At 38.2% G+C, this 16,430-nt stretch carries 12 protein-coding genes; 11 read left to right on the top strand and 1 reads right to left on the bottom strand.

Features of this window, described 5'->3' with window-relative positions; all coding sequences use genetic code 11:
• Positions 1-152: 152 nt before the first annotated feature.
• The 10 genes from H0184_RS00890 (at position 153) to H0184_RS00845 (ending at position 14,570) form a co-directional block, all read left to right on the top strand.
• Positions 153-1,412, top strand: a complete 1,260-nt coding sequence (locus tag H0184_RS00890) for an MFS transporter (RefSeq protein WP_221819883.1) — start codon at positions 153-155, stop codon at positions 1,410-1,412.
• A 262-nt stretch (positions 1,413-1,674) separates the two neighbouring features.
• Positions 1,675-2,574: an ABC transporter permease gene (locus H0184_RS00885; RefSeq protein WP_221821223.1), complete on the top strand. Its 900-nt coding sequence runs from the start codon at positions 1,675-1,677 to the stop codon at positions 2,572-2,574.
• Positions 2,575-2,585: 11 nt separating this feature from the next.
• Positions 2,586-3,464, top strand: coding sequence for a carbohydrate ABC transporter permease (locus H0184_RS00880; protein ID WP_221819882.1), 879 nt, complete (start codon positions 2,586-2,588; stop codon positions 3,462-3,464).
• A gap of 118 nt (positions 3,465-3,582) precedes the next feature.
• Entirely contained in the window at positions 3,583-5,172 is a 1,590-nt protein-coding gene (locus H0184_RS00875) for an extracellular solute-binding protein (RefSeq protein ID WP_221819881.1), read from the top strand.
• 160 nt (positions 5,173-5,332) lie between these two features.
• Positions 5,333-6,373: a response regulator transcription factor gene (locus H0184_RS27935; RefSeq protein WP_221819880.1), complete on the top strand. Its 1,041-nt coding sequence runs from the start codon at positions 5,333-5,335 to the stop codon at positions 6,371-6,373.
• Positions 6,370-8,202: a cache domain-containing sensor histidine kinase gene (locus tag H0184_RS00865; RefSeq protein WP_221819879.1), complete on the top strand. Its 1,833-nt coding sequence runs from the start codon at positions 6,370-6,372 to the stop codon at positions 8,200-8,202. The genes H0184_RS27935 and H0184_RS00865 overlap by 4 nt, the downstream gene beginning before the upstream one ends.
• Before the next feature lie 209 nt (positions 8,203-8,411).
• Positions 8,412-10,931 carry a DNRLRE domain-containing protein gene (locus tag H0184_RS00860; protein WP_221819878.1) on the top strand — a complete coding sequence of 840 codons (2,520 nt, stop codon included), beginning with the start codon at positions 8,412-8,414 and terminating at the stop codon, positions 10,929-10,931.
• Positions 10,932-11,147: 216 nt separating this feature from the next.
• Positions 11,148-11,912 carry an SDR family NAD(P)-dependent oxidoreductase gene (locus H0184_RS00855; RefSeq protein ID WP_221819876.1) on the top strand — a complete coding sequence of 255 codons (765 nt, stop codon included), beginning with the start codon at positions 11,148-11,150 and terminating at the stop codon, positions 11,910-11,912.
• 32 nt (positions 11,913-11,944) lie between these two features.
• Positions 11,945-14,230, top strand: coding sequence for a DUF4962 domain-containing protein (locus H0184_RS00850; RefSeq protein ID WP_221819874.1), 2,286 nt, complete (start codon positions 11,945-11,947; stop codon positions 14,228-14,230).
• A gap of 22 nt (positions 14,231-14,252) precedes the next feature.
• A complete protein-coding gene (locus H0184_RS00845) occupies positions 14,253-14,570 on the top strand; it encodes a cupin domain-containing protein (RefSeq protein ID WP_221819873.1) in 318 nt (105 codons plus the stop codon).
• A 79-nt stretch (positions 14,571-14,649) separates the two neighbouring features.
• On the opposite strand, the gene H0184_RS27515 is transcribed toward H0184_RS00845, so the two are convergent.
• A complete protein-coding gene (locus H0184_RS27515; protein ID WP_260631366.1) occupies positions 14,650-14,784 on the bottom strand; it encodes a hypothetical protein in 135 nt (44 codons plus the stop codon).
• 417 nt (positions 14,785-15,201) lie between these two features.
• Here H0184_RS27515 and H0184_RS00840 point away from each other — a divergent pair, with 417 nt between their 5' ends.
• Complete coding sequence (locus H0184_RS00840; protein ID WP_221821221.1) at positions 15,202-16,344, top strand: rhamnogalacturonan acetylesterase; 1,143 nt, start codon at positions 15,202-15,204, stop codon at positions 16,342-16,344.
• The last annotated feature ends 86 nt before the right edge of the window (positions 16,345-16,430 follow it).

Here is a 16,430-nt window from a genome sequence, read left to right as displayed (position 1 = left end):
GGCAGCCATTTTTTCCGTAGGACTAGTTTACTTTCTTCCAAGGAACAAATAAAACACCATAAAAAAACCCATCAGTATATAAAATAGCCCAATAACCATCCCTTAAAGTAAATGGTAGTATCAATGAATGAAAATAAAAAGGGTGGTTCGGTATGCCGTTAAAAGGAGTAAGAATGAAGAATAAGGCGAGTGTACATGCTCCTATAAGTCCAAGTTTACTTGCATTGTACATTGATACATTAGTGATGGCGATTGGTTTTTATATGCTGGTTCCAATACTAAGTGTATATTTTATTACTCATTTAGGAATGAGTACAGCTCTCGCCGGATCCATTATTGCTGTTAGTGGTTTAGCTCAAAATGGATTACGTTTTTTTTGTGGAATAGCGGCAGATAGGATTGGGTACAAAAAAACGATTATGCTGGGTGTAGGTATTCGTATTGCTGGGTTTACTTTATATGGTATAGTCGACAATCCTGCAGGATATGCAATGGCAGCATTTATTTCCGGTTTGGGAGGAGCAATCTTTCATCCCGCAAGTTTCGGGGCGTATGCTAGAACGACAAGTGAACAAATGAAAACAAAAATATTTAGTATCCGTGAGACATTGAGTAACGTTGGATTTATTTTGGGGCCAGTAATTGGGATGTTTCTTCTTCGGCTAGATTTTACGCTTGTCTGTTTTTCATCCGCTTTTATGTTTTTTTTAGCATTTTTATTGTCCTGGATCCTCCTTCCTAAAATGGACGGTGAAAGGATAGAAAAGCTAGACCTCATTCCAATTGTCAAAAGAATAGTAAAGGATAAAGCTTTTCTTGGCTTTTGTTTTTTAATAGCAGGTGTATGGACTTTAAACGTCCAACTTTACCTATCCGTACCTGTCAGAGCGGAAAAACTGCTTGATCATGTTGACAGTGTTGCCTATCTATATATGGCGGGTGCATTATTTATGGTGATGTTCCAAATTCCAGTATTACAGGTATTAACGAAGAAAATCCATCAACTTAAAATTATGGCGTTAGGAACGTTCATATTGGGAACGAGCTTGCTAATGTTTGGGTTCACTATTGGGTTTTGGTTGATGCTTGGGGTTGTGCTTATTTTTACACTTGGTCAAATGCTGGTAGTTCCTACCATGAATCATTTAATATCAAAATTCTCAGATTCTAAATCTTTTGCAACCTATTTTGGATTTACCGGCTGGAGTTTTGCTATCGGAGGATTTTTGGGTAATACAGGCGGGGGATTCCTTCATGATTTCGCCAAGGAAAGCCCGTATTCTTTCGTACCGTGGATTACGCTATTTTTATTTGGAAGCATCATTTCTATTATTTTTTTTAAAAAAGGTATTACTAGATTACAAGCAAACATGAGAGTTGACGGTGAAACCAACACTGCTAAGGAGGGTTAAAAACAATAGACCTAAAAAAAACCCATTATTAGCTAAAATGTATCTCAAGTACATATTATTCTGCAATGATAAAATGACAACATTAGGAGTATGATAGAATCTCAAACTTATAAGTCTGAATTTTAGAAAAGTATTATTGAAGGAGGTTCCAGAATTAAAAATCATTAAAAATGGCCGAGGAGGTAGGGGAATGAAAAGTACGCTTGTACAGCAAAATTTGAGTACAGAACAAAATACTACATTAAAAAAGAAATCTCGTATTATGCAAAATCTCAGAAGTCTTAACAAGTATAAGGCACTTTATTTTATATCGATTCCAGGAATCCTATATTTTCTAATTTTTAAATATTTGCCCTTGATGGGATCTGTTATTGCTTTCAAAGATTATAACATTTTTGCGGGAATTTGGGATAGCACATGGGTGGGGCTAAAGCATTTTGAAGCGCTATTTCAGAATCCAGATTCCATTCGAGTGTTAAAGAATACTCTGTTATTAAGTTTTTATGATATTTTAATTTTTCCAGCACCTTTGATTTTAGCTCTTTTATTAAATGAATTGAGATTGGTGCTATATAAAAGATTCATACAAACGATTGTCTATATGCCCCATTTCCTTTCCTGGGTTATTATCAGCGGTTTGTTTATTGGAATTCTTTCTCCGACTACAGGTATTGTCAATAAATTGATTGAATGGTTAGGTCAAGAGCCAATCTATTTTATGGGGTCTGAAGATTTTATCCGACCAATACTAGTTCTCACATATCTTTGGCAAAGTGTGGGATGGGGTACCATTATTTATTTAGCTGCTCTGGCGGGCGTCAACCCGGAACTTTACGAAGCGGCTAAAGTGGATGGAGCCAACAGATTGCAGCAGATTTTGAATGTAACCTTGCCTGCGATTTTACCAACCTTTAGTATTTTATTCCTTTTGCATATAGGTCATTTTCTAGACTTTGGTTTTGAAAGGGTTTACGTATTCTTGAATCCCTTAAACCAAGCCAATGGAGACATACTAGACACTTATATTTACGAGGTAGGTTTACGGAATGCTCAGTACAGTTTTACAACTGCGGTAGGATTATTTAAATCCGTTGTTGGTCTTGTGCTTCTTGTCATTGCTAACTTTGTCAGCAAAAAAGTTTCCGGAAACAGTCTGTATTAGGAGGGGATAATATGAAAAATAGTACAAGTATAAGATCTAAAATTTTCGATATCGGTAACATATGCTTTTTGGCATTACTTGCTTTAACGATGCTTCTCCCTCTACTTTCCGTATTTGCAAAATCATTCAGCAGTTCGAATGCAATTGCAAAAGGGGAGGTCTTCTTCTGGCCGGTAGAATTTACATTGATTAATTATGAATACGTTTTCCACGATGCCTCCATATGGCGTTCATTTCTAGTATCACTGGTTATTACTGTCGGCGGGACCTTTATTAACTTATTAGCTACAACTTCACTTGCTTACCCACTGTCAAGACCCGAATACAAAGGGAAAAAGATTATCTTATTTATGGTACTATTTACAATGATCTTTTCAGCACCATTGATTCCCTCTTATTTGGTAGTCAAAAACTTTGGAATGGTAGATACATTGTGGGCTTTAATTATTCCAAGTATGATTAGTGCATTCAACTTCTTTGTTATGAGATCCTTCTTCTTAAATATACCAAGTACATTAATAGATGCTGCCAGAATCGATGGTCTTGGAGAACTAGGAATCTTATTCCGTATTGTATTACCACTATCAAAACCTGTTTTAGCAACAATAGGAATCTTCTATGGAGTGAGTCACTGGAATAGCTATCAAACTGCTTTGTACTACTTAAATGATCCGAAATTGTATCCACTCCAAGTAAAGTTAAGACAAATGATTGTGAATGATGAAATGTCCGTTGAATCGAATTCCGTTTATTCAACCATCGCCTTAAATTCTCCGGAAGGAATTCAAATGGCGACAGTGGTAATCGCAACACTGCCAATTTTACTGTTGTATCCTTTTTTACAGAAGCATTTTGTTAAAGGTACTATGATTGGGTCTATTAAAGAGTAAATATAAAAAAATGACAAGTGGACTAAAAAAAGCCCATTGTTGATAGATTCATTGACAGAATATAATCAATTCAAGCAAATGAAAACGCTTGCTTAATGAAATAGGGGGGATAGGATCTATGAAAGAGGTTAAAAAAGTATTAAAATTTTTAGCAGTAGCACTTTTTTCGCTCCTACTACTAGTAGGATGCCAAAGTGAGAAAACATCTGAAAAGACAGAAAGTACAAAGGAAACAGAAGAGGAATCAAAGGAACCATTGAAGTTTTCCATTTCTATGAGGACACTGGCTTTTACACATGTTGAAAATTCTCCTAATATTAACGAGGATGAATATGTAAAAGAGCTCGAAAAGTTAACGAACACAGATTTGGATATTCGTCTTATGCCTCATAATGAATATTCCACCAAAATGGATTTAATGTTTGCTTCAGGGGATATTCCGGATGTTGTTCAGACATCAGCAGGGTATGGCGAAGGAAGTGGACAAACTTTACAGCAGGCAGTTGAGGCAGGAGTGTTCCTTCCACTGGATGATTTAATTGAGAAGCACGGGCCAAATTTGAAGAAGTATATACCAAAGGCAGCCTGGGAGAAACAAAGATATAAGGATGGGAAAATCTATTCAATTCCAGAGTTCCTTTCAAATCCTTCTCGAAGAGCAACCTACATCCGTAAAGATTTGCTAGATAAAGCAGGACTAGAAGTACCAAAAACAGTAGAAGAAACATTAAATGTGTTGCGTGAATTTAAGAAAATGGGAGTAGCGCAGCCATTTGGCGGACGAGCAGATTTCAAATATGCAGATACTTTCTTTGGGTCCTTTGATGTTTTCCCATACAGCAGCATGTGGGAGCTTGATAAGGATGAAAAACCTGTACCGAAATTCTTTGATACAAAGAACATGGAGGCTGCACTTAAAACATATAAGACCATGTATGATGATGGTTTGCTTCATAAAGAATTTTTAACGATCGATTCAAAGCAATATAAAAACGAGGCAATCACTGGGAACATTGGAATGTGGTCCATGAATGCCAACGAATTATTACAATGGGAGCAGCAATTAAAGGAAAATGTTCCTGAGGCTGAAATTGAAATTGTCCCTTCACCGGTTGGTCCGGATGGTAAAGGCGGATATTACCTATATGGTGATGTTACCCGTGCTTACGCAATCAATAAAGAGACAGAAAATCCAGAGAGAATTATTAAATTCTTCGATTGGATGTTATCGGAAGAAGCGGCAAAGTACTTCACTTATGGAATTGAAGGAAAAGACTACACGATGGAAAATGGGAAAATCAATTATAAGACTCCTGTAAGTGTGGATGAAGTAAACATTGAGCGTTATCGTACTGCCTTCTTATGGATGGTGCAGGACACAACTTATATTAAAGGTTTACTTGAATTGACACCGGAAGGACAGGAACTGATTAAAGTTTATGATACCATTCTTGCAAAAGAAGGACGAGACGGAATAAATTTTGACCCGCCGTTAACAGCTTTGGATACATTGCCTGATTTGCAGCCTGGTTCAGATACTCCGCCAAAATTGTTGATGGGACATATGGCCAAAATGATTACTGGTGCTGAACCAATTAACGAATGGTCAAAGGTAATTGAAGAATGGAAGGAAAGAGGCGGCAATAAGGTATTAGAAGAAGCTGCTGACAGATATAAAAAGAAAGAATTTACTGAGTCAAGAAGATAATAACAAGATCCGGCTGTCCTAAAAATCTATTTAGGACAGCTTTCTTGCATTGGTATGTTAACATCAATATCTTTTCTTCGTTTTCCGAAATGTTTTTAATAATGCTAAAAGAATTCATAGTATAATAGTCTTAATATTTAAAAAAGGGGTGCAGCCATTCGTGAAAATATTAATTATTGAAGATGAATTCATAATAAGGAAAGCATTACGCCATCTCTTAGAGCATATGGAACTGGAAGGAGTATGCATTCATGAAATTGTGGAAGCCGAGGACGGTATCGATGCGGATATTCTCCTGCAGCAGGAATCTTTTGACATAGTCTTTACAGATATTAATATGCCGGAAATGGATGGGCTTTCTTTACTAGCAAAGTCGGCCAATTACAACCCGGCTGCACAATGGGTCATTTTATCAGGATACGATTCGTTCAAATTTGCACAGCGTGCCATCTTACATGGTGCAAAAGACTATCTTTTGAAACCGATTACAAAGGAGAAGTTGAACGAAACGATGCTCCGCTTAGTAGATAACATTAAAAAAGAGCAGGATGATTTTATTGATATTAAAGAAATAGAAGGAATGTTACTAGACTTAGAATCTTCTATTTGGGTTTTAGATGAGAACCTTGTGACCGAAACGATCGCAAAATGGACTGATAATATGGCGAAAAAACAATTAAAGCAATCATACTATCAAAATGTCATGAACCATATATTAAAAACGTTGGTGGAACGGATTAACCAAAAAGGAAGCATTAATCTAGATGCCGCAATTAGCTTAAGTGAAGAAAGTATTGATCAAATAACGCGCAAATATCAGGATATTTGTATAGAAATGATTAATAAGACAAGATTTCAAAGGAAGGGGAAGATCATTGATCCGATTGAGGCAGCGAAGGATTATATGCTCAAAAATGTCTGTGCCAAGGTAAACTTAGACGATGTCGCACAAAAACTAGGTCTGAATAGTTCTTATTTTAGTCAGTTATTTAAAAGAGAAACCGGGCAGACGTTTGTTGAATACCGCATTCATTTAAGAATGGAAACAGCTAAACAGCTTCTTGAAAGAAGCGATTTGAGGATAATTGATATCGCGAGTGAAATTGGCTATGATGATGCACCACATTTTGCAAAGACATTCAAAAAATATACAGGAATCTCGCCAAAAGAATACCGTCAGTCATTAGGGATCGAAGCATGAAAAAAAAGCTTGAAAATATGAACCTATTTCAAAGATTGCTGTTGTATTTTGCACTCATTATGATTCTACCTTTAATCATTGTGGCAAGCATTATTTATATGCAGTCAGCCAATCTACTTGAAAAACAAACAGAAGACTATCTCGGTCAGGTTGTCACAAACGTGAATTTTCAGACTGACCGTTTTATAAAAAATTATGAACTGGTAACACTGCCGATCCTATCAAATCCCAATGTAAAGCATTTTCTTGATTTGGAAGAGAATAATGTATTTGTAAAGGAACACATCCGTTATCAATATTATGAAAATATTTGGACGGTGATGGATAATTTCGTCATACAGAAGCCTGAAATTAATCGGATGTACATACTGGGTGATAACAAGAGACAAATTTGGTTGCGCGATAAGGGAGGTTCTTTTTCGCAAGATAAATATAATAATTTAAAAAAGATTACTCCAGAAAGCGGCAAAATTATCATTCACCCGTCCAATCAAAATGGTAGAATTACGCTTACTATCGCAAGGAAAATTAGAGGTATGAAATCATTTACTCCTAATGGAATTCTAGGGATTGAAATTAATGCTTCTGAATTAGGAGAATTGTGGAAAGAAGCGAACCTTGGGAATGAAGGGTTTTTTATGATTGCAGATACGAATGGCAAAGTAATCTATCATCCTGATGCCAAATTTATTGGTGAAACATTAAATGAGGTGGGAAAAGAAGAGATTAACAAACATAAACAGGGTACATTTTTCGATCAATGGAACAATGAGTCTACCTTCTTTCATTTTTTAACTTCGGAATATACAGGATGGAAACTGATTGCCGCAGTACCTAAATCTCAGCTATTTGCACCGATTTCCGGAGTCCGCTTAACCGCTGTATTTTCCGCAATAATTGTGATTATTATTGCCTTTACCCTATCGGTTAACTTTATCAGGCAAGTTGTCAAACCGATCCAATTATTAGAACGCACAATGAAAACGGTTGAACAAGGCGAGTGGAAAAAGGTTCCCACTCTTCCGAGGAATGATGAAATTAGCAGTCTATTAAGGAGCTACAACAGAATGGTGGACAGGCTGTCTACGTTGGTCGACCAAGTCTATAAAGCAGAGTTAAATAATCAACAGGTAAAAATCGAATTACAGGAAAGAGAACTTGAAAAACAAAAGGTAGAGATTCAGGCACTTGAATCACAGATTAATCCACATTTTTTGTACAATACGCTTGAAACAATGAACGGATATGGGATTATCAACGGAATTGAGGAAATTTCAAAAATGGCGGAAGCATTGGCAGGTATGTTCCGTTATTCAGTCCGAAATTTAGAAATGGTCACATTAGCGGATGAAGTTGAACATGTAAAGGGTTATCTCATCATTCATGAACTCAGAATAAGAAAGCCTATTAATCTGATTTTAGATATTGATCCATCGTTATATGATGCCCCAATGGTTAAGCTTAGCCTCCAGCCTCTTGTTGAGAATGCTATTCAACACGGTTTTAGGAAAGCTGTGAATGAAATTAGAATTACCATTTCGACAAAGGTCATTGATTCGTGTCTTCATGTCTGTGTAATCGACAATGGCCGGGGAATACAAAATGAAAGATTAAATGAAATACGAGAGTTCATCAAGGCAGATAGAAAAAATAAACCAAAACTTAGAAGTGATTTAGGTATAGGGGTCACAAATGTAAACAGACGAATCCAGTTGCTTTTTGGAAATCAATATGGGTTGGATTTAAGCAGCAGGGTAAATGAAGGGACAACCGTTTCAATCATCCTGCCATACCAAAATGCACAAAGTGATACGAATCAGCCGGCATAAATAACTTCTTCTATATATCTAAAAATTTGACTAATCGATATAAAGAAAACAACAGATTCGCTCCATTGTGGATGGTTAAAATGAAAAGGATACCTCTTCTAACCTCAGTAATGACAGCGTTTACACTAGACTGTTAATAGAAAGGAGCATAGTGTGTTTGGAGTTTTTAGAAGATTGTCAGATTTTAAGTGAAATGAAGGAGGATGAAAATGTTTTCAAAAAGAAACAAAAAGGGTTCTGTTTTTCTGTATTTAATGTTTGTGTTGGTCTTAGTCATTCCTGGTATTCCCGCATATTCTGCAGAAGTACAGCCTATTAAACTACAAATCGTGGAAGTAACCGCAAGTGGGAATGATGGGAATTTTCCTGAAAACACATTAGATGATGACATAGGTACGCGCTGGTCCTCACAGGGGTTAGAAGAATGGATTTTATATGATCTTGGGAGCACTCAGGAAATCGGGTATTTAGGTCTTGCATTTCACAACGGAAATCAAAGACAATCCTATTTTGATGTCCAAGTTTCTAACGATGGTATAGTATGGGAAACCATCCTTCAGAATGGAGTAAGTAAAGAAGGAGAGCTTGGTCTCGCAGCCTATGACGTTGAAGACTCTTCTGCCCGATACGTCAAGATTCTTTGTAAAGGAAACTCTGTCAATATGTGGAATAGTATTACGGTTACGCATATCTACAGTCCAACAGCGGATGGTCAGCTGGTTCTTGCAGAACTCATTCCGCCTAAACCGGAAGAACGGGAAGATGTAACCTATACAAAGCCGGGATTAATCAATCCTGATGGTTCACCACATGCGATTCATGAGCCGAATAAGGTAACCGGAAAAACTCTAAATGTTTTAGAATACGGTGCCGATTCAGAGGACAATGAAAACGATGATACTCCAGCTATTTTAGGTGCAATCGAAGCAGCCAAACCGGGAGATGAAGTGTACCTTCCAAATGGTACTTATAATTTAAATGGAACATTATCAAACGATGGTTCCTCCCATATTGCTCTTAAGTCAGGAGTAAACCTAAGAGGTGAAAGTCAAAAAAATGTTTTCCTTGTTTCTGATTTTGGTGCTGATGTACCAAGCGGTAAAGTATTGCGCTCTTACGGCATGAATAATATCGTCGTCTCCAATTTGACGATTACTTCCACTTTTGATGGCAAGTATTCTACAGATTCTACCAAGACTAACCCAGACCTTGGAGGACCGACATACGGTATTTATATTACGGATGGAGCAGGTGATGCACCGTCATATAACATTCTTGTTGACCATGTAACCATCGAAAAGTACCAAAGAATGGGTGTCAGGGTTGAAAATAGCCATGATATCGTGGTCCAGCATGCTCTATTCCAAAATGCAACCGATGTAGGCGGCGGTGGTGCAGGTTATGGCGTGAGTATCCAGGGTGTACCTAAAACAGATCGTACAGGTTATAAAAATGACACCCGCTATAACGTTGTTAGAAACAGTGTCTTCCAAGGCCCGTACATTCGTCATGGTGCACTAATCCAGTACTATGCCCACAATAATGCGATTTATAATAATACCTTTGAAAACACGGTATTAGATGCAATTGATTTACATGGTGAAGATGAATTTTTGAATGAAGTCTATAAAAATACGATTACTGGTGTTCTGACTGGCGCTGGTATTGGTATCGGAAACACTGGCGGTACAGCTCCTACGAATCACGACGCATCAGGACCGTATAACTATATTCATGATAATAAAATCAGCAACTCGCGCGAAGGGATTAAAGTGTATATGGGTTCACCGAATACCATTATTGAGAAAAATATGATTACCCATACGACGGAGCCTAGTAATGGGAAGGGAATCTATATCCTAAATGCTCCTGGAACAATCATTCGTGACAATATGATTACCAACAATACAGGCGATGGATTTACAGGAATTGTATTAGCACATGATAAAGGAGATACAAAAGCGAGTAATATAGGCGCCGGTGACCCTAAAAATATTACGATAACTGGCAATCATATTAAAGGTAATACGAATGGTATCAGAATTGAAGTTGGCAGTGAGATTGTTATGAATGACAATAAAGTTGAAAAGAACAGTGAGAATGATTTTTATATTAACTTAGAATCTGGCGGTCAGGAAGAAAGTCCAGGGGAACAAGAGATACTAACTCCTGCAGCGGACGCACTAGTTGATATTGAGAGACCTACATCCAATTATGGCCTCGAAAATCCGGATTTAACAGCAGCAGGTTCTGCTGACAAAAACTATTACAAATACTTTAACATTAAAAATAATTTAGAAAATACAAAAGGCCGGATTGCCTATTTCCAGTTTGATATAGCAGACATTAACGATGTCAAGGAAGCCATTTTAGAGTTGACTGGAAAAATAGGGAGTAACACAACGAGTGTGGAACTAGACGTTTTCGGATTAACCAATGATAACTGGGCTGAAGACAACATTACTTGGCAGAATTCTCCTAATCACGCACAGGAATCCGTTACAGTAACAGGTATCGGGGATTCTGCGGTTTATCTAGGTTCCATTACCGTTGACTCTGCAGAAGCGGAAAAAGTTAATCTAGATGCAACTCCGTTTGTTAAATCTCAAACTGACGGAAAAGTAACCTTGATGATTGTCGATACCAAAGGACAGAACGGTAATATTAATATGTATTCTAAAGAAGATAGCAACCAGGCTAACTGGCCATCACTCCTTATTAAAAAATAGGAATGAGAGAATATTATTTTCATAGTGGCTGGCTTAAAGGTGCAAATGAGAGACCTTTCGAGTCAGTCTTTTTTTGATAGAATGATCCGTATTTCTAAAAAAAAGACAATAGAGTCTAAAATTATTCCGAAGAACAATTCTATCTCCATTGTTAAAATGGGGTTATTCCAAATATATCTTACGGAGTTTTTAACATTATGACTAGGGGGTAAGGATATGCAATTTGATTTAAATGGAAGAACAGCCTTAGTAACAGGAGCAAGCGGCGGAATTGGGCAAGCCATTGCTATTGATTTAGCCGCAAATGGGGCAAAGGTGGCAGTGAATTACTTAAGCAACAGAGAAGGTGCAGAAGAAACTGTCTCCATCATCAAAAAGCAGGGCGGAGATGCGATCATGGTTCAGGCCGATGTAACAGATCTAGCTCAAATAGAAGCCCTTACGGCAGAGGTTAAAGAGAAGTTAGGATGTATAGATATTCTAGTAAATAATGCCGGTCATTTAGTAGAGAGAAGAAAAATTGAAGATATGACAATGGATTTATGGCGGAAAATAATGGATGTTAATGTTACATCAGCAGCCTTTATGAGTAAAGCAGTTATTCCAGGTATGAAAGAAAAAGGAAGCGGTATCATTATTAACCTAAGTTCCGTTGCTGCTCATGATGGTGGCGGACCAGGTGCAGTACCATATGCGACGACTAAAGGAGCAATCATTACCTTTACTAAGGGGCTTGCCAAAGAACTGGCTCCATTTGGGATTCGAGTGAATGCGCTTTCACCTGGTTTCATTGATCAAACCAAATTCCATGCTACGTTTAATACGGAGGAAGGAAGAAAGGCAACGGTTGCAAAAATCCCATTGGGCCGTGGCGGTGTACCACAGGATATCAGCGGTGCCGTCCTATTTCTTACCTCTCCATACGCTTCCTACATTACGGGAGAAACCATTGAAATCAATGGCGGTATGTTCATGAAATAAATTTATTTATAATAGTTAAGGAGGAATAACAGATGCAATCAATCTATCAACCAGTAAGTGGTATATTAGATGTAAAATATGCGCCGGATGAGAAGTCAGAATTAATTGAGAATCCCCCCCGGTTTACTTGGCTGCCGGTACAATTAGAAAATGATCAATACTGCTTGCAGATTTCAAAAAATGAGAACTTCTTACCCGAACAGACGGAAACAATTCAACCTGTTCCCTATAATTTTTATACACCTAACACCGCGATGGAACCAGGTACCTATTATTGGCGGTATGCGTTATTAGATACTGTGGAGCAAAATTGGAGTGAAGCAAGGAAGTTCAATATTCCTGAAAACCTTCCGGATACTGCTCTTCCAAGCAGAGATGAACGATACAAAGAAGTAAATCTTGCCCACCCAAGGTTATGGTTATCTCCTAATCAATTGGAGGCATTTAAAACCAACTTGAAGGAAAATACGCAGCACTGCAATTGGAAGACTTTTTACGAAAAGTCGGTTAAACCATGGCTAGATCGTGAATTAATGCCGGAACCAAGGCCGTATCCGGAAAATAAACGAGTAATCAAGTTGTGGAGACAAATGTACATGGACTGCCAAGAAACACTCTATGCCATTCGTCATTTAAGTGTGGCGGGTGTCATCCTCGAAGATGAAAAGATTCTTAATCGGGCAAAGGAATGGCTGATTCATGTGGCAAATTGGGACACAGAGGGCACAACTTCAAGAGATTACAATGATGAATGTGCTTTCCGAATCGCTGCAGCCTTAGCCTGGGGATATGACTGGCTTTATCAACACCTTTCAGATCAAGAAAGAGGACTAGTTCGACATTCCCTGTTAAGAAGAACCGAACAAGTAGCCTATCATGTTATCGAACGTTCTAAAATCCATCAGGTTCCATATGACAGCCATGCAGTCCGTTCCCTGTCTTCTGTCCTTATTCCTTGTTCAATTGCCTTACTGGATGATGCTCCGGAGGCACAGCAATGGCTGGATTATACAATCGAATATTACGCATGTCTCTACACGCCATGGGGAGGTAAAGATGGCGGATGGGCAGAAGGCGGCATGTATTGGACCACTGGGATGGCTTATCTAATTGATGCGTTAAACCTATTAAAGAATTATATGAGTCTAGATTTTTACAAACGCCCGTTTTTCCAAAAAACAGGAGATTTCCCGTTGTATTGTTATAGTCAAGATACCCGACGTGCGAGTTTTGGTGACCAATCCAATCTTGGAGAACGACCAGGATTGAAGACCGCTTTTAATATCCGTCAATTTGCAGGAATTACTGGAAATGGTTGGTACCAATGGTACTTTGAGCAGGTAAAAGCATGGGACAAAGATGCCGATCAAAAGTTCTTCAACTATGGCTGGTGGGATTTTCAGTTTGATGAAATGCTTTATCTCCATGATTTCCCTGAGGTAAAAGCTGTACCGCCAGCAGATGTTGAGCGCGTTAAATGGTTTAAGGATGTTGGCTGGGTTGCTTTTCACGATAAAATGGACCAGCCCGATGAGCATGTAATGCTGTTAACAAAGAGTAGTCACTACGGGTCGCTGAGTCATAGTCACGGGGATCAGAATAGTTTTGTCCTTCATGCATTTGGAGAGCCGCTTGTAGTACGATCTGGACATTATGTTGGCTTTAACAGTACCATGCATAAAAAATGGAGAAGGCAGACTCAATCTCATAATACTTTGCTAATCGATGGTTTGGGACAATATGCCGAATCCAATAAAATTCTAAATAAACAGGCATACGGTGAAGTATTGGAAGTGGTATCAAATGATGAGTACAGCTATGTAAGAGAAGATGCCACCAATGCTTACAAAGAAAATGTACCATATTTAAATAAATTTGAGAGAGAAATCTACTTCGTGAATCAATCATACTTTGTCATTGTTGATTCGGTAGATTTGGAACAGCCAGGCAGTGTCAATTGGCTTCTGCATTCCTTACACCAAATGAAAATCGAGGGTCAGGTGTTTAAAATAGGGGGAGAAAAAGCCGATTTAGAAGGCCGGTTTATCTATAGTTCTTCAGGAGAGCTGTCATTAAATCAGAATAATGATTACAAGGATGTGGACCCAGCCGAAGTGGAAGGCTTGCCAAGAGAATGGCATTTACAGGCCACAACAAAAAAAGCAAAAGGGCACCGAATTGTGACCCTGTTAACTCCGAACCGCAAAGGGGAAAAGAAATACGTTTCATATTTTATGGATGATCAGGACCACGGAGTACATCTCTATTTAACAGAAAATGGAAAAACATTTCGCGTCGAAGTGACAAAAGCCTATTAATAAAGAGACTGGGAGGTACTAAATGAGTATTAAACTTAACTGGGAAGCGGCAGAGCCTGGTGTGAAAAGAAAAATTTTCCCGCCCGGAAACAGTGTTATGATGATGGAAGTTCATTTTGAGGAGGGGGCAGAAGGCTATGAACACAGCCATCCCCACGAACAGCTAACCTACTGCCTAAGAGGAAAATTTGAATTTACAATTGATGGTGAAAAGCATATCGTCGGACCAGGAGAAACAATCTTTATTCCAGGTGGAGCAAAGCACGGTGCAAAGGCATTAGAAGCTGGAGCTATCATTGATACATTCACCCCGCTAAGAGATGATCTGCTAAAAAGATGAATTAAAATGCTCACAAATATTGAAAAATCAATGTTTGTGAGCATTTTTTGTGTTGTTAATAAAAGACCACTATACGTTTTTACTTGTTTCTTCCCTTGCTCTCACCTTTGTTCCCCTGACCATAACGCATATGGCCAGAATCACCCTCACCTTTTTCATTAGACTTTTTCCCGCCTAAGCTTACGTTAGGATAGCTTTTTGTATTCTCATCCATTTTATTCACCTCCAATGTTTTATTCTGTTCATTTTTTTTTAGATTATGTTTTAAAGGTGATAGCTAAAATGTCCCGCCGCACCATTTTCTTTCATCAAACAAAATACCTAGTGGAATAAAGTTCCAGTTATTATAGACCTAGGGTCATAAATTTGCTGATGATGCAAGAAAATACAATTCTCCATTTATTCAATAATTCAAATAATTGATAATGACGGAAAAATATTCCTGAACTATATTCGAGAAGGGAGGAGGTGACTGTAATGTAATCGCTTTCTTGTTTGGTAGAGAATCTACATATGTAAGCAAGTAGACAGAAAAGACTGCGATGAAATAGAGAAAAATAATTATAATGCAAAGAGAGGGGATGGAATTGTGAGAAAGAATGGATTATTAAAGATTTTAACCATTATTATCATGATGGCAGCAATTTTCGGGAGCTTTACGAATTTACCTGTAAGTGCAGAACCAAGTAATTATAAGTTTGACTTTGGAAATGGTGAGGTAGAAAAAGGGTACGTAGGTGTAAGTGCCACGGACCATTATGATGAAAAAAAGCGTTATGGCTTTAATACCCCGGAAAATATGATTAATGTACCAGCATCCGGAACAGGAGTTGCTAGTGATGCTGTTCAGTTTTTAGAGTTTGGTACAAAGAGTGATAACACGTTTAATGTTGATCTGCCAAATGGACTTTATGAAGTTAAGGTTACTTTAGGAGATGCGTTTAGAGTCAGCGTGGCTGCAGAAGAAGTTTATCAAGTAATAAATATGACAGGGAACAATGCGACGGATTCATTTCAAATTCCAATTACGGATGGTCAGCTTAATCTGCTAATTACAGAAGGCAAGGTGGGAACCAATTTTACACTTAGTGCTCTAGAAATTAATAAACTGTCCCGCCACCCAGAAACCAAAAGAACTATATATATTGGCGGCGATTCCACTGTAGCGAATTATTATCCATTGGACAACAGTATCCAGGCGGGATGGGGACAATTATTTCCGCAATTTGTTGATTCAGAGATCTTTCAGGTTAGAAATATGGCATCCGGCGGCCAAATCGCAAGAGGTTTTAAGGATGATGGCCAGTTAGAAGCCATTCTAAAATATATTAAGCCAGGAGATTATTTTATCTTACAGCTTGGAATTAATGATACAAATCCAAAAAATACAACAACGGAAGTGCAATTTAAAGAGTATATGCGGGAAATGGTCCAGCAAGTCAAGGCTAAAGGTGCTACAGTAGTATTATCAACTCCTCAAGGACGAGCATCAGACTTTAATGCAGAGGGCGTTCACACGTCGGTAAACCGTTGGTACAGACACTCAATTATCGCTTTAGCACAGGAAGAAAATGTACCATTGGTAGACCTAAATGTATTAAGTTCAGCCTACTTTACCTCCATTGGGCCGGAAGCCACGCTTGCTCTTTATATGAATGGCGATACCTTGCATCCAAACCGTGCAGGAGCAACAGAACTAGCTAGGTTGGTAGCAGAGGAGTTGAAAAGGCAGGGGCTGGACGGGTTTACTGAAGAAGAGAAAAAACACCGATAACAAAATGGACCTGATTTTAAATAGAACAAAGTGCCTGTACTTGCCGAATTTGTTGGGTGACAGGCACTTTCTTTTTGAACAGTTTC

The sequence above is a fragment of the Neobacillus niacini genome, from assembly GCF_019749295.1.
Lineage (GTDB): Bacteria > Bacillota > Bacilli > Bacillales > Cytobacillaceae > Neobacillus > Neobacillus niacini_D.
The sequence above is the reverse complement of the archived record's forward strand: the minus strand, read 5'-3'. Positions and strand labels throughout refer to the sequence as shown.